This is a genomic window from Aquimarina discodermiae, assembly GCF_040786235.1.
Lineage (GTDB): Bacteria > Bacteroidota > Bacteroidia > Flavobacteriales > Flavobacteriaceae > Aquimarina.
This window is the reverse complement of sequence record NZ_JBFMKP010000007.1, coordinates 61,305-78,498: the sequence shown is the minus strand read 5'-3', so window position 1 is coordinate 78,498 and position 17,194 is coordinate 61,305. Positions and strand designations below refer to the sequence as shown.

At 32.6% G+C, this 17,194-nt stretch carries 20 protein-coding genes; 9 read left to right on the top strand and 11 right to left on the bottom strand.

Features of this window, described 5'->3' with window-relative positions:
• Positions 1 to 5: 5 nt before the first annotated feature.
• The 3 genes from msrB (ABW636_RS05980) to ABW636_RS05970 all read right to left on the bottom strand — a co-directional run bounded on the left by msrB (ABW636_RS05980) (position 6) and on the right by ABW636_RS05970 (position 1,833).
• Complete coding sequence (gene msrB / locus ABW636_RS05980) at positions 6 to 404, bottom strand: peptide-methionine (R)-S-oxide reductase MsrB (RefSeq protein ID WP_367589047.1); 399 nt, start codon at positions 402 to 404, stop codon at positions 6 to 8.
• Positions 397 to 891, bottom strand: coding sequence for a peptide-methionine (R)-S-oxide reductase MsrB (gene msrB, locus ABW636_RS05975; RefSeq protein ID WP_367589046.1), 495 nt, complete (start codon positions 889 to 891; stop codon positions 397 to 399). The genes msrB (ABW636_RS05980) and msrB (ABW636_RS05975) overlap by 8 nt, the downstream gene beginning before the upstream one ends.
• Before the next feature lie 72 nt (positions 892 to 963).
• Positions 964 to 1,833, bottom strand: a complete 870-nt coding sequence (locus ABW636_RS05970; protein WP_367589045.1) for an alpha/beta hydrolase — start codon at positions 1,831 to 1,833, stop codon at positions 964 to 966.
• Positions 1,834 to 2,085: 252 nt separating this feature from the next.
• Between ABW636_RS05970 and ABW636_RS05965 the strand changes: the two genes are divergently transcribed.
• Together ABW636_RS05965 and ABW636_RS05960 are read left to right on the top strand one after the other, a co-directional pair.
• Positions 2,086 to 3,606, top strand: a complete 1,521-nt coding sequence (locus ABW636_RS05965; RefSeq protein WP_367589044.1) for a DEAD/DEAH box helicase — start codon at positions 2,086 to 2,088, stop codon at positions 3,604 to 3,606.
• Between the two features lie 15 nt (positions 3,607 to 3,621).
• Positions 3,622 to 4,839, top strand: a complete 1,218-nt coding sequence (locus tag ABW636_RS05960; protein WP_367589043.1) for a class I SAM-dependent rRNA methyltransferase — start codon at positions 3,622 to 3,624, stop codon at positions 4,837 to 4,839.
• Positions 4,840 to 4,935: 96 nt separating this feature from the next.
• On the opposite strand, the gene ABW636_RS05955 is transcribed toward ABW636_RS05960, so the two are convergent.
• Complete coding sequence (locus ABW636_RS05955) at positions 4,936 to 5,769, bottom strand: OmpA/MotB family protein (protein ID WP_367589042.1); 834 nt, start codon at positions 5,767 to 5,769, stop codon at positions 4,936 to 4,938.
• A 384-nt stretch (positions 5,770 to 6,153) separates the two neighbouring features.
• Between ABW636_RS05955 and ABW636_RS05950 the strand changes: the two genes are divergently transcribed.
• Positions 6,154 to 7,083 carry a peptidoglycan DD-metalloendopeptidase family protein gene (locus ABW636_RS05950; protein ID WP_367589041.1) on the top strand — a complete coding sequence of 310 codons (930 nt, stop codon included), beginning with the start codon at positions 6,154 to 6,156 and terminating at the stop codon, positions 7,081 to 7,083.
• Positions 7,084 to 7,087: 4 nt separating this feature from the next.
• On the opposite strand, the gene ABW636_RS05945 is transcribed toward ABW636_RS05950, so the two are convergent.
• Positions 7,088 to 8,347: a response regulator gene (locus ABW636_RS05945; protein WP_367589040.1), complete on the bottom strand. Its 1,260-nt coding sequence runs from the start codon at positions 8,345 to 8,347 to the stop codon at positions 7,088 to 7,090.
• Between the two features lie 226 nt (positions 8,348 to 8,573).
• Here ABW636_RS05945 and ABW636_RS05940 point away from each other — a divergent pair, with 226 nt between their 5' ends.
• Positions 8,574 to 9,218 (top strand): hypothetical protein, encoded by a 645-nt coding sequence (locus tag ABW636_RS05940; protein WP_367589039.1) that lies wholly within the window; start codon positions 8,574 to 8,576, stop codon positions 9,216 to 9,218.
• A gap of 27 nt (positions 9,219 to 9,245) precedes the next feature.
• On the opposite strand, the gene ABW636_RS05935 is transcribed toward ABW636_RS05940, so the two are convergent.
• From ABW636_RS05935 to ABW636_RS05925, 3 genes are all read right to left on the bottom strand, one after another.
• The gene (locus tag ABW636_RS05935) at positions 9,246 to 9,455 is read right to left on the bottom strand and encodes a hypothetical protein (RefSeq protein ID WP_367589038.1); all 210 of its coding nucleotides are present in this window, start codon (positions 9,453 to 9,455) and stop codon (positions 9,246 to 9,248) included.
• Positions 9,456 to 9,570: 115 nt separating this feature from the next.
• Complete coding sequence (locus ABW636_RS05930; RefSeq protein ID WP_367589037.1) at positions 9,571 to 9,900, bottom strand: ArsR/SmtB family transcription factor; 330 nt, start codon at positions 9,898 to 9,900, stop codon at positions 9,571 to 9,573.
• Entirely contained in the window at positions 9,890 to 10,318 is a 429-nt protein-coding gene (locus tag ABW636_RS05925; protein ID WP_367589036.1) for an SRPBCC family protein, read from the bottom strand. Before ABW636_RS05925 ends, ABW636_RS05930 begins: the two co-directional genes overlap by 11 nt.
• Before the next feature lie 198 nt (positions 10,319 to 10,516).
• On the opposite strand from ABW636_RS05925, the gene ABW636_RS05920 reads away from it, so the two are divergent.
• On the top strand, positions 10,517 to 11,359 hold the full coding sequence (locus ABW636_RS05920) for a sterol desaturase family protein (RefSeq protein ID WP_367589035.1): 843 nt from the start codon (positions 10,517 to 10,519) through the stop codon (positions 11,357 to 11,359).
• A 29-nt stretch (positions 11,360 to 11,388) separates the two neighbouring features.
• Positions 11,389 to 11,790 carry a cupin domain-containing protein gene (locus ABW636_RS05915; RefSeq protein ID WP_367589034.1) on the top strand — a complete coding sequence of 134 codons (402 nt, stop codon included), beginning with the start codon at positions 11,389 to 11,391 and terminating at the stop codon, positions 11,788 to 11,790.
• A gap of 14 nt (positions 11,791 to 11,804) precedes the next feature.
• On the opposite strand, the gene ABW636_RS05910 is transcribed toward ABW636_RS05915, so the two are convergent.
• Positions 11,805 to 12,194: a DUF779 domain-containing protein gene (locus tag ABW636_RS05910; RefSeq protein WP_367589033.1), complete on the bottom strand. Its 390-nt coding sequence runs from the start codon at positions 12,192 to 12,194 to the stop codon at positions 11,805 to 11,807.
• An 11-nt stretch (positions 12,195 to 12,205) separates the two neighbouring features.
• On the bottom strand, positions 12,206 to 13,729 hold the full coding sequence (locus ABW636_RS05905) for an aldehyde dehydrogenase family protein (protein WP_367589032.1): 1,524 nt from the start codon (positions 13,727 to 13,729) through the stop codon (positions 12,206 to 12,208).
• Positions 13,730 to 14,126: 397 nt separating this feature from the next.
• Here ABW636_RS05905 and ABW636_RS05900 point away from each other — a divergent pair, with 397 nt between their 5' ends.
• Both ABW636_RS05900 and ABW636_RS05895 read left to right on the top strand, forming a co-directional pair.
• Positions 14,127 to 14,915: an AraC family transcriptional regulator gene (locus tag ABW636_RS05900; RefSeq protein WP_367589031.1), complete on the top strand. Its 789-nt coding sequence runs from the start codon at positions 14,127 to 14,129 to the stop codon at positions 14,913 to 14,915.
• A 105-nt stretch (positions 14,916 to 15,020) separates the two neighbouring features.
• Positions 15,021 to 16,331 carry a S41 family peptidase gene (locus tag ABW636_RS05895; protein WP_367589030.1) on the top strand — a complete coding sequence of 437 codons (1,311 nt, stop codon included), beginning with the start codon at positions 15,021 to 15,023 and terminating at the stop codon, positions 16,329 to 16,331.
• Positions 16,332 to 16,463: 132 nt separating this feature from the next.
• On the opposite strand, the gene ABW636_RS05890 is transcribed toward ABW636_RS05895, so the two are convergent.
• Positions 16,464 to 16,706 (bottom strand): hypothetical protein, encoded by a 243-nt coding sequence (locus tag ABW636_RS05890; protein ID WP_367589029.1) that lies wholly within the window; start codon positions 16,704 to 16,706, stop codon positions 16,464 to 16,466.
• A 98-nt stretch (positions 16,707 to 16,804) separates the two neighbouring features.
• Here ABW636_RS05890 and ABW636_RS05885 point away from each other — a divergent pair, with 98 nt between their 5' ends.
• The gene (locus tag ABW636_RS05885; protein ID WP_367589028.1) at positions 16,805 to 17,164 is read left to right on the top strand and encodes a hypothetical protein; all 360 of its coding nucleotides are present in this window, start codon (positions 16,805 to 16,807) and stop codon (positions 17,162 to 17,164) included.
• Positions 17,165 to 17,194: the final 30 nt, after the last annotated feature.

Here is a 17,194-nt window from a genome sequence, read left to right as displayed (position 1 = left end):
GTTAATTATTGCTTTTTATCAAAATCGATACTTACAGAGTTTACACAATAACGCTGTCCTGTTTGCGTAGGGCCATCGTTAAAAACATGGCCAATATGTCCACCGCAATTCGAACAAACGATTTCTGTGCGTATCATCCCATGAGAGGTATCTCTAATATATTCTATTGCACCTTCTATAGATTCATCAAAACTTGGCCATCCGCAGCCAGAATCAAACTTTGTTGCACTATCAAAAAGTGGCGTATTACATCCCATACATAGATAGGTTCCTTTTTCGGAATGCATATTATAAGCTCCGGTAAAAGGTCTTTCGGTTCCTTTTTCTCGTAGCACTTTATACTGCTCTTCAGTTAGTTGCGATTTCCAGTCGGTTTCTGATTTATGTATTGGGTATTTACTCATTATTGGTTTTGGTTGGTTTAAAAATCAAGGCATCTCCATTAATACAATGCCTCATACCGGTAGTTTCTCTAGGGCCGTCGTTAAAAACATGTCCTAAATGCCCACCACAGGTACTACATAATAATTCTGATCTTGCATATCCTAATTTGTAATCTACATCCTTATCAACATTTCCTTTTACAGCTCTGTCAAAACTTGGCCACCCCGTTCCGCTATCAAATTTATATTTGCTTTCATATAACGGTGTATTACATCCCGCACAATGAAATGTACCAGAGGCATATAATTTGTTTAATAGGCTAGAATGAGGCCTTTCGGTTCCTGCCTGTCTCAAGATATAATATTGTTCGTTGGTCAGTATTTTTTTCCATTCTGCATTGGTCTTAGATACTTCGTAAACCTTTTTGGTGGTTTTGCTTTCTTTTTGAGCAGTTCCTGTACAACTTATTGCTAATATAGCCATCATTACTAAAATAACACGTTTCATAATTCTCTGTTTTAATTGAATATTTATATAACGAGTAGTCGTACAAAAATATGATACATAACCAATCAATAACTATTCCAAAATAAATTTTAATATTTTTTCTATAACATCTTTGTTTCCTAAGATTTTTCTGTGGCCCAATTGTTCGGTAATCAAAAGTTCACCATTTTTTAAATTATCAGCTATTTCATGCGCAGCACTATAATGTACATCTACATCATTTTTATCATGAATTACCAGGGTTGGTATAGTAACGTCTATGGCAGATACGGCTCCAGAATAGTTGTCAATATCCTCGCCATATTGGTCATCAAAATAGGCTTTGATAAGACGGCCTACATTTTGTCCTAATTGCAGGTTTTTTACAAAATTTTTGGTCACTTCTGTAATACTATTGGCAGTACCTATAATGATAAGTCTTTTAATTTGAAGTCCACATTTGGTAGCTCTTAGTAAAGACATTCCGCCCAAGGAATGTCCTATAGCAGCTTCAAAGGGGCCATGTGTTTTTTCTAATTGGTAAATAGTTTCTATAAAAAAAGGCAGCATACTTCGTTTACCTGGGGCATCTCCATGCGCAGGAGCATCAAAACTGATCGTACTATATCCTTGTTGTAAAAGAGCTTCAGCAATTTTTGATAGTTGTGTGCCACTACCAGACCAACCATGAACCAAAAGAACTTTTTTGGGTGAATCCCCAAAAGTATAAACGACTACTTTTCGTCTGATAGTATTAATATAGATATTCTCTTTTTTACTGTTTTGATGCATTCCTTTTTCTCTATCAGGTCTTTTGTAACTATAGGGTGTTAAAAATATCCTGGCAGCAAATCTTGAAGCCAAAAATGGAGAGATCCAATTTAGTATTTTGGCAGTATGTACGATTGATTTTGGTATTAAAAGTGCCTGTACTGGGATTAAATCTTTTTCAGTTTTTGTCATTAAAATTGCTATTTACTTCATGTTTTACCGAATGGTGGGTGATTGCTAATTTCAAAATTAAAATATGAGCGTAACCAAAATTAATAATTATGATTAATTAACATTCTGAAATGTATCGGGATAGACTATAATTTCTATCCTAAATTAGATTTGCATGTAAATTATAAAAAAATGAAGAAATATATTTCATTAATTCCTTCATTTAACCTTTAAAAGTACTTAATTTTGTTGCTTATTTTTAATAGAAGCTTCATGGGATTAAAACCCGCAGAGATACATAATAAAGGTAGGAAAGTTTTATATGATTATCAACAACGTGATATCGATAAGATTTTTAAGCGCTTAAATGAATTTCCCGAAAAATACAATTTGTTGTATCAACTTCCTACAGGAGGAGGGAAGACTGTTATATTTTCTGAAATAGTAAGGAGATATACCGAAACTACCAAAAAGAAGGTGGTTGTTCTTACGCATCGTATAGAGCTTTGTGGGCAAACTTCTAAAATGCTTACCGAATTTAAGGTAAAGAACAAAATCATTAATAGCTCTGTAAAAGAACTAGATGATCAAAGCGAGTATATGTGTTTTGTGGCCATGGTCGAAACGCTAAATAACAGACTTAATGAAAATCGCTTGGAGCTGTTGGATGTTGGAATGGTGATTATCGATGAAGCACATTATAATTCTTTTAGAAAGCTTTTTCGCTTTTTTAAGCACTGTTTTATATTAGGAGTAACAGCAACACCGCTTAGTTCTAATATGAAACTTCCTATGAAAGATAACTATAATGAGTTAATAGTAGGAGACACGATTAATTCTTTGATTAAGAGTGGTTTTTTGGCCAAACCGGTTACTTATACTTTTGATGTAGGTTTAGGATCTCTTAAAATAGGGATGAATGGAGATTATACTGTAAAATCTTCAGAAGAGCTATACACAAATATGATGATGCAGGATAAGCTGTTACATGCTTATGAAGAAAAGGGTAAAGGTAAGAAAACACTGATTTTTAATAACGGTATTAATACTTCTATATATGTATATGATACTTTTAAAAAAGCAGGGTATCCAATACGACATTTAGATAATACAAATAGTAAACAAGAACGAGAAGAAATATTAGCCTGGTTTAAGAATACCGATGACGCCATATTATCTTCGGTAAGTATTTTGACAACAGGTTTTGATGAACCAACTGTTGAAACCATTATTCTTAACAGAGCAACCAAATCACTTACCTTATATTTTCAGATGATTGGTCGAGGTTCCAGGATTTTGCCAACCAAAAAAGAGTTTGCGATACTCGATTTGGGAAATAATACGGCTAGATTTGGTCTATGGAACTCTGATGTAGATTGGCAATCGATTTTTAGATCTCCTGATTTTTATTATGATAATCTGGTGGGAGATGAAGAGATTGAGCGTAATTTTAGATATGTATTACCAGAAGACCTAAGAAGAGAGTTTGCTAAATCTGAAGATACAGATTTTGATATAGAAGAGGAGTATGCCAAAACCAAAAAGTTTGGTCTTAGAAGCTTAACTGTACTAGAAAAATCTATAGATCAACATGCAAAAATGTGTTGTGAAAACAGCGAGGATGTTTTTGATGCTCGAATATTAAGTAAATTATTAGATCAAGATATAGAATATCGAGTTCGTAGGTATTCTTATTGTATTAGTAAAAGTACAAAGAATTATAGAGATTGGTTAGAAGAAGATTATAAGCGAAAACTTCGGTCAAAGATCAATCTTCTGTTTAGAGAAGATTAAGAATGTTTGGCAGTAATGGATTATAACCCTCTACCTTTTATAACAACAAAACGACTAGCGGTAAAGTTAAAGCCTGCCGCAGAGAAGATGGTGAAAAAACGCCATCCATGGGTTTTTGAAGATAGTATTCTTAAACAAAACCTGGAAGGAACTGCAGGAGATCTTGTTGTTATATTTGATAATGCCAAAAATAATTTTTTGGCTTGTGGTTTGTACGATCCATACTCACCTATTCGAATTAAACTAATTCAATTTAAAAAAGCGGCCCAGATAAATGAAATATGGTTTAAAGAAAAGATATTTCAAGCCTATGAGCTAAGAAAACCATTATTGCTTACCGATACTAATAGTTATCGATTGTTATTTGGAGAAAATGATCATCTTCCCGGGCTTATTGCAGATGTGTATGATAATGTATTGGTTATAAAGTTATATTCGCATATATGGTTTCCTTATTTTAATTGGATTCTTAAGCATTTAATAGCAATTACTGGTGTTACAACTGTTGTGCTAAGATTAAGTAGGTTATTGCAAACAAAAGGAGATGTATACGGACTTAAAGATGGGCAGATTGTCTACGGAGTGTTAGAAGATGAAGTGGTTGTTTTTAGGGAGCACGGAGTCTTGTTTTCTGCAAATGTCATTAAAGGTCATAAAACGGGCTATTTTCTGGATCATCGTCATAATAGAAAAAAGGTAGGGGAGTTGGCTTCAGGAAAAACTGTATTAGATGTATTTTCTTATGCGGGAGGGTTTTCTGTTCACGCACTTACAGGAGGAGCGAGAGAAGTGGTAAGTTTGGACATAAGTAAACATGCTCTGGATATGGCCAAAAGCAATGCTGCTTTAAATTCCCATAAAGGGACCCATGAGGTTTTGGTTGCAGATGCTTTTAAAGGATTACAATCTTTGATCGATGCTCAAAAGCTTTTTGATATTGTTGTTATTGATCCGCCATCATTTGCAAAAAGAGAAAGTGAGATAGAGAAAGCAAAAAACAGCTATGCACGATTATCAAAATTAGGGGCTCAGTTGGTGGCTCAAAATGGTATTTTGGTATTGGCCTCGTGTTCGTCAAGAGTATTAGCGGATGAGTTTTTTAGTATTTCAGAAAAAAATATAATGATCGCAGGAAGAACTTTCGAAGTTATGCAAAAGACCGCACATGATATAGATCATCCAATAGGTTTTAAGGAAGGAGCTTATCTAAAATGTGGATATTACCAATTATAAGAAGATACATAGTTTTTTTGTATACAATACAAGAAAGGGGGTGTTTCAAAATCACCCCCTTCTTATAATAAAATATTTTTATAATATCTTCTAAATTTAGTTAGAAGACAACATCGCAAAGAATTTATCCATATTTGGTAATAATACGATTTTTGTACGTCTATTGATAGCCATATTTTCTTTAGAGTCGTTCTCTACTAAAGGTTTGTAACTACTTCTTCCTGAAGCTATTAGTTTTGAAGGATCTACATTGTACTCATTTTGTAACTTTCTAATGATAGAGGTTGCTCTTTTAACACTTAGATCCCAGTTATCTTCTAATACAGGAGTACTTATTGTTCTAGAGTCTGTATGACCTTCTACCATAACTTCTAAACTTGGTTCAGAATTAATCACCTCTGCTAATTTTGTTAATATATCGTTAGCTTTATTACTTATCCTGTAACTACCACTTTTAAATAGCATTTTATCAGAAATTGATATCATTACTACCGTATTATCTATGTTTACAGAAATATCTTCGTCTTCTTTTAGGTTATCAGATAATGAATTCTTAAGGTTGTGAGAAACTGCAATATTCATAGAATCTTTTAACGAAGTTGCTCCCTGTAATTTTTGTTGATCTACATTGGCCAAAGTAGCCTTCATTCTTTCCTTAGTCTTATTAGATATAGCAGCAACATCACTTACCATAACCATTTTTTCATCATTAGAATCTTTTAAAGAGTTAATTTTAGCATTGTAATCTGCTACTCTAGCTTCTATCTTAGCAAATTTTTCTTCTAACTCTTCTTTTTCTACAACGGTCTTTTGTAAAGTACTACGAGTGTTTTGTAGTTCTTGATCCAAAGCAACGTATTTCTTTTTTGATACACACGATGTCATGATTAACGCTCCCGACATTGCGATTAATGTGAATGATCTTTTCATGGTTGTTTAATTAATTATTTGTTCTACCTTAAAACTACCTCTTGGTTTTTTTATTGTTATTTTCCATATTAATGTTTTCATATCAATTTCTTAAGGAAAAGTTAAGGAGATGGTTGGTTAGAATTTTAGCGTAATTAATTTATGGAAATCCAATATTTACAAAAACAGGTAAAATGCTGTATGCTAGCGATGTATGTTTGTAGGAGAAGTGCTAGTGATGATAACATAGGGATAGGCTCTTGTTTTTTTGTAATAACCTATTACTTTTATAGTTATTATCTCATATGGGATGGGAAATATTTAATGAAGAATAAATCTACTTTATAAAGTAAACGGTAAGAAATAATGTTTTTTAGTTATAAAAGAAGTATATCATGTTTTGTTGTGTTTTTTTCACTTTTTAAGATATCGGCACAAGAATTACAAGAACAAGAGGGGAGTAAATTAATTGTAGATTTAAAAAAAATTGTAGCTGGAGATAAGATTCTTTCTATGCCAATTTTTAAGAAAAAGTACATCACTTTGTCTGACCAAAACGGTGAAAGTGCTGTTAATAAATCGAATCAAGAAGTGTTTAATGATAGATGGGATACAGTACGTTTTAATCCATATTGGGATACTTCTGTTTCTTTTCCTTTTGAGTTAAAATTTAGAGATGAAAATTTTTCTTCACCTATTACTCGTAAAATGGTAGTAACATCACGCTATGGTTGGAGAAGAGGGCGTCCACATCGAGGTATAGATATTGATTTACAGGTAGGTGATACTGTTAAAACAATTTTGGACGGAAAGGTGCGATATGTAGGATATTATAGTGGTTTTGGAAATACTGTAATTGTAAGACATTATAATGGTTTGGAAACAGTTTATGCCCATTTGTCTAAAATATTAGTTAAAGAAAATGATCTGGTCAAAAAGGGCAATGTAATTGGTAAAGGAGGAGTAAGTGGTAATGCAAGAGGTAGCCATTTACATTTGGAGGTTCGTTACCAGGGAAAAAGCATTAATCCAGAATATGTATTTGAGTTTAATGAAGATTCAGAAATTAGATCTGATGTGGTGATGGTTACCAAAAAATGGGCAACGCCCAGATATCATAGATCTACACGGAAAAGTACTATTGTAGTACATAAAACTTTAGAAGATGTTTCCTTAATTAAGGAGCAACAGCAAAAGGTATACACCGTTAAAAAAGGGGATACCTTATATAGGATTGCAAATAAATATGGGTTAGTTATTTCTGAAATATGCAAAGCCAATGCTATTAAACACAATTCTGTGTTGAAAATTGGTCAGCAAATTATAATAAATTAAACCTTTATTGCTCTACAGAACTACTGCTTAAATGTTTATCAATTATTTCTAACAGTAAATTTTTGTTATATGGTTTAAGTATATAATCATTTAATCCTGCTTGTACAATTTGTCGGTTTAATTGAGTTACATCTACTGCTGTTAATGCTATGATAGACACTTCTGTATTAAATTTTCGTATTCTTTTTGTGGTTCCAATACCATTTAGTTTAGGCATATTGATATCCATCAAAATGATATCATAATCATTTTCTTTAACCAAGTCTATAGCATCAAAACCGTTATCTATAGTCGTACAATTATAGTTTTCTTTGGATAACATTTTGTCGGCAACCAAGAGGTTTAGTTTATTGTCATCAACAATTAGTACACTTATCTTTTTTCCAAATGCTTCAAAACCTTTTAGACTCTGATTGTCATTGTTTTCTTTTACTTCAGGTTCATTAAAATTAACAACCAAAGCATATTCTGAACCTTTTTGTGAATTGTCCTGTATGATAAGTTCACCATTTAAGATTTTGGCTAGTCTGTGGCTTATTTTAGAATTAATCCCAATGCCTAAATGTGACTTATTCGTACTCCTTGTATTTATAAATTCTTGATAAATAGAGTTTTGTTCTTCTAAAGAAACTTCATGTCCATCATGATTTACCTTAAAAGATACCTTTGAGACTCCTTTCTTTTTCTTAATCAAATTTACAGAAAAATTGACACTTCCATTTTTGGTAAATCGTAAAGCATTGCTCAATAAGTTCATTAATATTTGCGATAATACCGCTGGATCACCATACAACATAGAATCTATTTCATCATCAAAATCAAAGCTTAATTGCGTGTTATTATTTTCTGTAGCATAATTAAAAGAATTGATAATATTTCTGGTTAACTCTCTGGGGTCAAATAAAACATTTTGTACCGTAACTTCTTTAGAATCTAAAAAGTTTACATGCAAGACATTATTTATAAGCGTCAGTAAATAGTTGCCAGAAAATTTAAGAGACTTTAAGTTTTTGTCATCTTTTAAATTAGGGTGTTCTTCAGACAGAATATTAGTTAACCCCATGATACCATACATAGGAATTCTTAACTCTTGGCTTAATATAGAGATAAGCTCTTGTTGTAATTCTAATTGTTCTTCTGTTTTTTTGTTTAATGACTTTAGAGCAATTTCTTTTTCTCTAAGCTTTCTTTTATTGCTTATATATAATAGAGATAACATTACCGACAAAATCAGAAGTGCTCCTCCCAGTATATAATACATCATAACCGTTTTTAACAACAAAATAATGAATATAACAGTAATCCTACAACTTTGTTGGTATGTTTTTTGTAGAAAAATGTTAAATAGCCATTTTACTTGTTATAGTATTGTTAATATTTTTACTGTAATTATAAGTAATTTGTGGCGTCTATTATATTATGAAGCTTTATTTTTTAATTTAGATCTTATTTTAAAGATACTATTAAATACATTCAATTTTTCATCAGAAATGAAGAATTTACCTTATGTGAGAATTTTGTTCTTTTTTGTGGTTTGTAGCTGCATGAATACGTATGCCCAGATAGAGAGTTCTAAATCATTGCGTATTGATGCTGAAGAAGAAGATAAAAGCAGTACCAATTATAAAATCTCTGATGAAAAGTTAACGACAAACTCTTCATTATATAGTTTACCTGAAAATTTGGAATCATATAGTCGTCGAAATAAGTCTTGGGACATGTCTGGAAATAAAAATGATTATTTTCAACCAAAAACCGAAATTACACCTAAATGGTTTTTAAAAGAGAAGGGTATAAAAAAGGATGCTTTTTTAGGTAGGTTTAAGAGTAATACAAAGTTTATTGAGTTAATGTACAGAGATCATGGAGAGGTAGATGGCGATGTTGTTAGAATATCTTTAGATAAAGATTTGGTGGTAGGAAAAGCTTATCTTCAAGGGAATTACAGAAGAATCGTTATTGATCTTGTCAAGGGAGTTAATACTTTGTATATAGAAGCATTAAATGAAGGTGATGCTCGCCCTAATACGGCAGAGTTTATTGTGATTGATGACAAAGGAAATGTTATTACCCGTAATCAATGGAATCTTACAACAGGAGATACGGCTAATTTAGTTATAATAAGAGAAGATTAAGATTTCTTAAGATGCCTTTTAATAGGATTAAGATGCACCTAAAGCGCTTGCAAAAGAAGCCGTCACACAGGAAGGAGAATTGGTATAATAACTTTGTTCCCCTTCTGTTAAGGCAGTCAAAGCGTCTGGTGTAATATAAGCTTGTGCAATGTATGCATTAACTCCTATGAGGTTCCAAACCAGTGCAAGAATTCCTACTACCCAAAACCAAATGGGTAATTTAATTTTTATTTCCATAAGTACTTGTAATTAATTGTGATTACAATGCAAATGTAAACCCTTTGAAAAACAAATTGTTATGGTTTATTACGCTTTCCTATTTATATCAAAATTATAATGAATATGTGAGAGGTTATTTTTCTGTTTTACCTTCTAAATAATCACCTAAATTACTTAATGCATCGTCCCAGAATTTTTCATAAAACTTAATCCAATTTTTGATCTCTTTTAAGGGGGTGGCATTTGCATAGCAAAAACGTTCCCTCCCTTTCGTATCAATAGATACCAAACCGGCATCTTCGAGTGTTTTTAAATGTTTGGTAACGCCTTGTCTACTCATATCAAACTGCCCAGATATTTGAGTAATTGGTAATGCAGTAGCCGCCACTACCAATGCATGAAATATTTCACGTCGGGTAGGGTCGGCTATTGCTTTTAATATTTTGGTGATCTTATCTTGCATGAATAGGTTGTTTTAAATATTCTGATAGCTCAGAAACACAGTTGTCCCATCCACCGTTAAAGTGATTGAACATTTTAACAGCGGTTTCACCCTCGTAGTTTGATATTCCAGAATGCTCCAGGCTCAATTTGGTACCTGATGCTGTTTTTTCTAATTCCCATTTAACAGTGGTTTCTACTTTAGTGTCACCAACAATCCAGGTATAAATTAGCGTATAGGGTGTAGCTTGCTTTACTTCACCAGTTATTTGTGTACAATTTTGCTCTTCTGATGCCGTAAAAGTGTATTTATAACCAGGCTCAGCTTTGAAATCTGCTTGAATAAACCAGGTAGAAATCTCTTCTTGTTTGGTAATAGCATTCCATACTGTATCGATTGAATGATTGAATGAATGTTCTTTCTTAATTACGTCTTTCATTTTAAAGAATATTTAAAGGTTACAATTTAGTAAATATCATATAGAGGTTTTAATATGCAACTATATGGTTGCGAATATAAAAACATTTTTAAGTTAAGCAACTTTTCGGTTGCGTAAAATAATGTTAATTATTTATGAAGTGGGAAAGGTGTGTAGTAAACCTTTTGTATAATAGTTTTAAATAAGATATTTTAGTGTATGGAAAATTTGTTACAGTATTTTGAGACGATTCCTTCTTCCCATAGGAGTATATTGTTGGTAGGAGGCATTGCTTTTTTTTGGCTTATCGAATATGCAGCTCCTTTATTCAAGTTTAAGTATCAAAAGTTTAAACATGCATGGCCTAATATTTTTTTTACACTAACTACCATTATTGTTAACTTTTTTCTTGCATTTATATTATTAAAAACTAGTGATTGGACGATCACTAATAACTTTGGAGTATTGCAATGGTTTTCATTGCCATTATGGGCTATGATAGTATTGGGAGTTGCTATTTTGGATTTGATAGGAGCATGGCTTGCGCACTATTTACAACATATTATAAAACCTTTATGGATGTTTCATTTAATTCATCATACAGATACTTATATAGATACTACTACAGCAAATAGACATCATCCAGGAGAGAGTGTGATCAGGTTTTTGTTTACAACGTTAGCCGTTTTTATAGCAGGAGCTCCTGTAGGTATTATTATGTTGTATCAGTCCCTGTCTGTTATTTTATCTCAGTTTAATCATGCAAATATTTCTTTGCCCAAACCTATAGATCGTTTGGTTAGTTGGGTGATCGTTTCACCCAATATGCATAAGGTGCATCATCATCATACGTTACCTTATACCGATACTAATTATGATAATATATTTTCTATATGGGATCGAATTTTTGGAACTTTTTCAAAAATGCAAAGTAAAGACCTCAAATATGGGATAGATACCTATCCCGAAATTGATACAAATACAAAGATTACTACTTTATTAAAATTACCATTTTCGAATTACAGAGCTCCTGAAGGATCAAAATTTAATTCTAAAAATTAATATTACTTTTGACGCATAAAAAACGTATTATGAAGCTATTTTTTTCTATTACTTTTACCTTGCTATCTCATATTACTGTGTTAACACAAACTTCTATTTCTGTCCAAAATATGACACCAGAAGAAGATTATGAAAATTTACTGGTAAAGAAAATATACAGTGATGCGCATACCTCTACATTCATAATATGGATAAAAAAAGGAGTTAAACCTCACAAACATGTAACACATACAGAACAAGTATTGGTGCTAGAAGGAAAAGCAAAAATACAACTTAATGATAAGGAGATCATTGTTCAAAAAGGGGACTGGATTACTATACCAGAGCAGACTATTCATGGCGTAAAAGTAGTATCAGAAACCCCTTTGAAAGTAATTTCGGTACAAACTCCCGAGTTTAAAGGAAAAGACCGTGTATTTATAGAGCAATAATGTTTTGTGTTAATCTAGTTTTTTAAGAGTGTCTTCTCACCAGTATATACCGGAGCTAGTTTTTCTAGTTCATCTTCTCTATACATACGGGATTTAATTACAAAGCGAATTCCCATAGGGATTTCTAATGAAAAACTCGCTCCTCTACCTTCTACAATGTCTATAGTAAGTTGTGTATGTTTCCAATATTCGAATTGATCTTTGGACATATAAAAGTCACATCCATATACGTTTCCGAGCCATATATCATTTTCATTGATTAATAATTCACCTTTAGTAAAACACATCGGGGAGGAGCCATCGCAGCAACCTCCGCTTTGATGAAACATCAACTCCCCGTGTTCTGCACTAAGGGTATCGATTATGGCCTTGGCCTTATCGGTAATCTTGACACGTGCAATCATGATCTTTTATTTTAAAAGAAACCCATTGGTTTTTTATCATAGGATATAAGCATATTTTTGGTCTGGCGATAGTGATTAAGCATCATTTTATGAGTTTCTCTACCGATACCAGACTTTTTATACCCTCCAAAAGGAGCATGAGCTGGATATGTATGGTAACAATTTACCCAAACCCGTCCTGCTTGTACTGCTCGCGAAATTTGATATGCTTGATGAGTATCCCGAGTCCAAACTCCTGCTCCTAAACCATAAAGAGTATCATTAGCAATCTCTATTGCTTCTTTCTCATCTTTAAAGGTGGTTACGCAAGCAACAGGTCCAAATATTTCTTCCTGAAACACGCGCATTTTATTATTTCCTTTTAATAGGGTAGGTTTTATGTAATACCCTTTTTCAAGTCCTTCTATATAGGCTTCTTCTCCACCGGTTAAAACTTCACAACCTTCATCTTTTCCTATATTGATATAATTTAAGATTTTTTCGAATTGATCATTAGAAGCTTGCGCTCCCATCATAGTTTCTGGATCCAAAGGATGTCCTAGTTTGATGGCTTCGGTACGTTCTATAACACGTTTGATAAATTTATCATAAATGCTTTCCTGAATCAAAATTCGAGATGGTGCGGTGCATACTTCACCTTGGTTAAGCGCAAATAATACGGCACCTTCTATAGCTTTATCAAAAAATTCATCATCTGCTTCCATAATACTTTCAAAGAAAATATTAGGTGATTTTCCTCCTAACTCGAGTGTTACAGGAGTAATGTTTTTAGAAGCATATTGCATTATTAATTGTCCTGTGGTAGTTTCACCAGTAAAGGCTACTTTGTTTATTTTAGGATGCGAAGCCAATGGCTTACCTGCTTCAATACCATAGCCATTTACTACATTTAGAACCCCAGGTGGTAATACACCTTCGATTAATTCCATAAGGATCATAATACCTACCGGGGTTTGTTCTGCGGGTTTTAATACAACGCAGTTACCAGCTGCAAGAGCAGGGGCAATTTTCCAGGTAGCCATAAGCAAGGGGAAATTCCACGGGATAATCTGGCCTACAACTCCGAGGGGCTCCTGTATATTAATAGATACAGTATTGGCATCTAGTTCGCTGGCTGTGCCTTCTTCGGCTCTAATGACACCAGCAAAATATCTAAAATGATCGATAGCCAAAGGCAAATCGGCGGCTAGTGTTTCGCGAAGTGCCTTACCATTGTCCCAAGTTTCAACTCGAGCTAATGTTTCTAAATTTTCTTCAAGGATATCTGCTATTTTTAATAGACAGTTACTTCGATAGGAAGGAGAAGAATTGTTCCATTCGGGAGCTACTTTCCAGGCAGCGTCAATTGCAAGTTCTATATCTTCACTGGTAGAGCGTGCAATTTTGGTAAAACTAACACCATCTACAGGAGAGATATTGTCAAAGTACTGCCCTTTTATAGGGGCAGTCCATTTTCCGCCAATATAGTTCTCATATTGACTTTTAAAACTAGGTCTTTCTTTTTTACTTTTAGGGGATGCTTGTGAGATACTCATAATCTTAGAATTAAGGTTTATAAGGGATGATAGGTGATAAAAATGTGTGTTGTATTGTCAATAATAGTAGTGCATTGACAAGAAGGGATCTATGCTTAAATATAGTGCATTTTTTCCTTTTAATAGGACTATATACTGTTAATGTTTTCTTAGAGGTATTTAAACGTAATCACCACATTTTTAGAGCTCATTATCTCGTTTTCAAAAGATTATTTACACCTGATAGCGCGCTTATTTATATGCCATAAGTTTTAATGAATTGAAATCAATAAAGGTTTCTTAAGATAATTTCTATGGGACTTGTTCTTGTTTTTAAGATAGTTTTTTGTATTTTACAAGTATAATGGCATTATTGTTGTGCGTTTAATTTTAAATTTTTAGCTTAAAAAAGTATTTCATGATAGAATTAAAAGCCAAAGAATTTTTGGGTAAGACCGCAGAACAATTTTCATTCAAAGATTATGATGTTTCTTTGGTGAAGTACACGAGCCCGGTTTCTGAAGATTGGCATTCGCATGAAAAATATCATTTATGTCTGGTGTTGCAGGGAGGTAATTTAGAATCTCGTAAAAAAGAAGATATTCAGGCCACTTCGGGAAGTATTATGTTGTATGACAAATATGAAATACATCGTAATAGACATACGGCATTTCCTTCAGAGAATTTGAATATAGAAATAGATGATGATTTTTTTAAAAAAAACGAGCTTTCTACTTCTAGTTTTAAAACATCTGTTCTAAAGAACCCAGAGATTCAATTTCAGCTTTTAAAAATTTACAAAGAACTACGTGTAAAAGATAAAGCATCATCAGATTCTATTCATGTTTCTTTACTTAGTTTGTTTTCGGGTTACCATACAATTAGTGATCATAAACCTTTATGGGTAGCTATGATACAAGAATTATTATGTGACAGATGGGATGAGTTCATTTCGTTAGAAGAATTATCAAAAGAATTAAATGTTCATCCTGTTACTATCTCAAAACATTTTTCTAGATATTTTAATTGTACGTTGGGAGAGTTTATGCGTAGAGTAAAGATTGAAAAAGCGATGGTGCTGTTAAAACACTCTACAAAAACATTAACAGAGATTGCATTTCTTTGCGGTTTTTCTGATCAAAGTCATTTTTCAAAAACTTTTAAGTTGACTACAGGATTTAAACCTAACGAATTTAGAAAATTATAGAAGAAATTTTCCTTAGGCTAATTTCATACTATTTTAGGTTGTTTATTATTTTTTTCTTTACAAAATAGAATCAGTCAATCATCAATCAAAAAACGAACAGTAGTTATGAAAAGAATTTTTGTAATTATATTGTTATTTACAACAAGTCTACATTTTGGTCAACCCATCACTAATAATGATGTAATAAAAGAGATACAAACCCTATTAGAAACTAATTATATTTTTCTGGATAAGGCAAAAGAGTCAAATACGCATTTGAATGAGCTGGTAAAAAATGATTTTTTCACAAAAATGTCACCAGACGAATTTACGACTGCAGTTACCGAGGAACTACAAAAAATAACTAAGGATAAACATTTAAAGCTCTGGCCACCCAGAGAAAAGGCAAAAAAAGTATCAGAAAAATCTTTTGTAGGGAACCTGTCTAGATACCAAACCCCTATGCTTAGAGGTTTTCAGTTGTTCGAATCCAACATTGGTTATATTGACCTTGCATTTTTTGGTGGTGGAGCTACACATTTAGAAAAAATAGACCTGGCTATGCGTGGGATGCAAGCAGCAGATGCTATCATTATTGATATGAGAAATAACACTGGGGGTAGTCCTAGAACTGTAAATTATCTTTCGAGTTACTTTTTTAATCAAGAATTACTTTTAAATAGTATTTATTCGCGTGCACAGGATTATACAGAAGAATTATTTGTGGTGGATGTAAAAGGTGTTAAAAGACCAAAGGTACCTGTTTATATACTCACTAGTAAAAAAACATTTTCTGGAGCCGAGGATTTTTCATATACCATGCAAAGTAGAGGAAGAGCTACTATTATAGGAGAGGTTACTGGCGGAGGAGCTCACCCAACAAGAGGGTTTTTGCTAAAAGGTGGTTTTGATATTGGAATACCCTTTGCAAGAACGATCAATCCTGTAACTAAAACAAATTGGGAGGGAGTAGGTGTTCAACCTGATATAAAAATATCTGCCAACGATGCGCTTGAGAAAGCTAGGAACTTGGCCCTTGATAAAGCAAAAGAGTATAGAGATGCATTTTTTGAACCATTAAAAAAAGCATTAAGCAGTATAGAAAGCACAGAAGCTACAGAAAGTGAAAAAGAAACCTTATTCGAGCAGTTTGACGTATTGGTAAAGGTGAAAATGCTTAATGAAAGTGAAATTAACACGTTGGGATATTCGTATGTAGAAAAAAATAATATAAAATCAGCTTTATTTATTTTTGAAATTAATACGCGTTTGTTTCCAAATTCTGCTAATACCTGGGATAGCCTTGCAGAAGCATATTTGAAGATGGAAAATAAAGAAAAAGCAACCAAGTACTATGAGAAAGCATTGAAAATGGACCCAGAAGGATGGGTAGGAGAAAATGCCAAAGAAATGTTACAAAAAATTAAATCTCTATAGTGAGTGCACATTAAATATATTGGAATACCCCCCTTCAATAACTAAATAATCCCTGAATAGGTTTTCTATTCAGGGATTATTCTTTTTTGTAGTATTCTCCAATACTACGATATAACACAAACTCAACTTTAATTACTTTATAGAACTTTTCTTTTTATTATTAGAATCGATAATGTCTTTTATTTCTACCCCCATATAATCTGCAATTATTTGTAATCGCTCAAAATCTTTTGCGAGATCTTTTCTTTTAACCACATAATCTCCTGCCTGGGGGCTAACCCCAAGTGCTTTTGAAATACCGTAGACAGTTTTAGCTCCTTTACTTCTCTTAAGGAGCTTTTTTAGTTTTCGATTCGTCATAATGCAAATATACATATAAAATTTGATTAATCAATTAAATTTTTATTAAAAAAATATTTGTATATTAAAAAAATGTCTGTATATTAGCACAAACAAATTCAAATCATCTAATTATGAGAAACTTAATCGCAATAGCCCTGTTTTGCACTACTATCGTGAGTGCAACTTCAAGTTTTACAGAATTGATACCAGTTGATAATGAAAAGAAGGAGAAGGTTGATAAAAAGAATGAAGAAGAAAAAAATAAAGCAAATAATAAGAACCTTCATTCGGTTAAAAAATGGAAAATTACGATCGAATATACCAATGGAAATATTATATCTAAAACCATTGTAGTTAGAAAAAAGTCAGAATTAAGTGCCTTAGAAACCGCTTTTAGTGAGGCTGAAAAATATATTAAGGACATAAAAAAAGTAAAAGACTTTTATGTTTCTCCGATTCCCGGGTCATATGTGTTATTGGCCGGGGATTAAGATTTAATCTATTACCCTGAACTAACCTAA

What these genes read in the sequence shown, in the direction of transcription:
- ABW636_RS05885 (WP_367589028.1), top strand. Translation starts at nt 16,805, where the DNA reads ATGAGAAACTTAATCGCAATAGCCCTGTTTTGCACTACTATCGTGAGT.
- ABW636_RS05905 (WP_367589032.1), bottom strand. Translation starts at nt 13,729, where the DNA reads ATGAGTATCTCACAAGCATCCCCTAAAAGTAAAAAAGAAAGACCTAGT.
- ABW636_RS05920 (WP_367589035.1), top strand. Translation starts at nt 10,517, where the DNA reads ATGGAAAATTTGTTACAGTATTTTGAGACGATTCCTTCTTCCCATAGG.
- ABW636_RS05915 (WP_367589034.1), top strand. Translation starts at nt 11,389, where the DNA reads ATGAAGCTATTTTTTTCTATTACTTTTACCTTGCTATCTCATATTACT.
- ABW636_RS05970 (WP_367589045.1), bottom strand. Translation starts at nt 1,833, where the DNA reads ATGACAAAAACTGAAAAAGATTTAATCCCAGTACAGGCACTTTTAATA.
- ABW636_RS05945 (WP_367589040.1), bottom strand. Translation starts at nt 8,347, where the DNA reads ATGATGTATTATATACTGGGAGGAGCACTTCTGATTTTGTCGGTAATG.
- ABW636_RS05965 (WP_367589044.1), top strand. Translation starts at nt 2,086, where the DNA reads ATGGGATTAAAACCCGCAGAGATACATAATAAAGGTAGGAAAGTTTTA.
- ABW636_RS05925 (WP_367589036.1), bottom strand. Translation starts at nt 10,318, where the DNA reads ATGAAAGACGTAATTAAGAAAGAACATTCATTCAATCATTCAATCGAT.
- ABW636_RS05935 (WP_367589038.1), bottom strand. Translation starts at nt 9,455, where the DNA reads ATGGAAATAAAAATTAAATTACCCATTTGGTTTTGGGTAGTAGGAATT.
- ABW636_RS05910 (WP_367589033.1), bottom strand. Translation starts at nt 12,194, where the DNA reads ATGATTGCACGTGTCAAGATTACCGATAAGGCCAAGGCCATAATCGAT.
- msrB (WP_367589047.1), bottom strand. Translation starts at nt 404, where the DNA reads ATGAGTAAATACCCAATACATAAATCAGAAACCGACTGGAAATCGCAA.
- ABW636_RS05960 (WP_367589043.1), top strand. Translation starts at nt 3,622, where the DNA reads ATGGATTATAACCCTCTACCTTTTATAACAACAAAACGACTAGCGGTA.
- ABW636_RS05930 (WP_367589037.1), bottom strand. Translation starts at nt 9,900, where the DNA reads ATGCAAGATAAGATCACCAAAATATTAAAAGCAATAGCCGACCCTACC.
- ABW636_RS05895 (WP_367589030.1), top strand. Translation starts at nt 15,021, where the DNA reads ATGAAAAGAATTTTTGTAATTATATTGTTATTTACAACAAGTCTACAT.
- ABW636_RS05900 (WP_367589031.1), top strand. Translation starts at nt 14,127, where the DNA reads ATGATAGAATTAAAAGCCAAAGAATTTTTGGGTAAGACCGCAGAACAA.
- msrB (WP_367589046.1), bottom strand. Translation starts at nt 891, where the DNA reads ATGAAACGTGTTATTTTAGTAATGATGGCTATATTAGCAATAAGTTGT.
- ABW636_RS05955 (WP_367589042.1), bottom strand. Translation starts at nt 5,769, where the DNA reads ATGAAAAGATCATTCACATTAATCGCAATGTCGGGAGCGTTAATCATG.
- ABW636_RS05940 (WP_367589039.1), top strand. Translation starts at nt 8,574, where the DNA reads ATGAAGAATTTACCTTATGTGAGAATTTTGTTCTTTTTTGTGGTTTGT.
- ABW636_RS05890 (WP_367589029.1), bottom strand. Translation starts at nt 16,706, where the DNA reads ATGTATATTTGCATTATGACGAATCGAAAACTAAAAAAGCTCCTTAAG.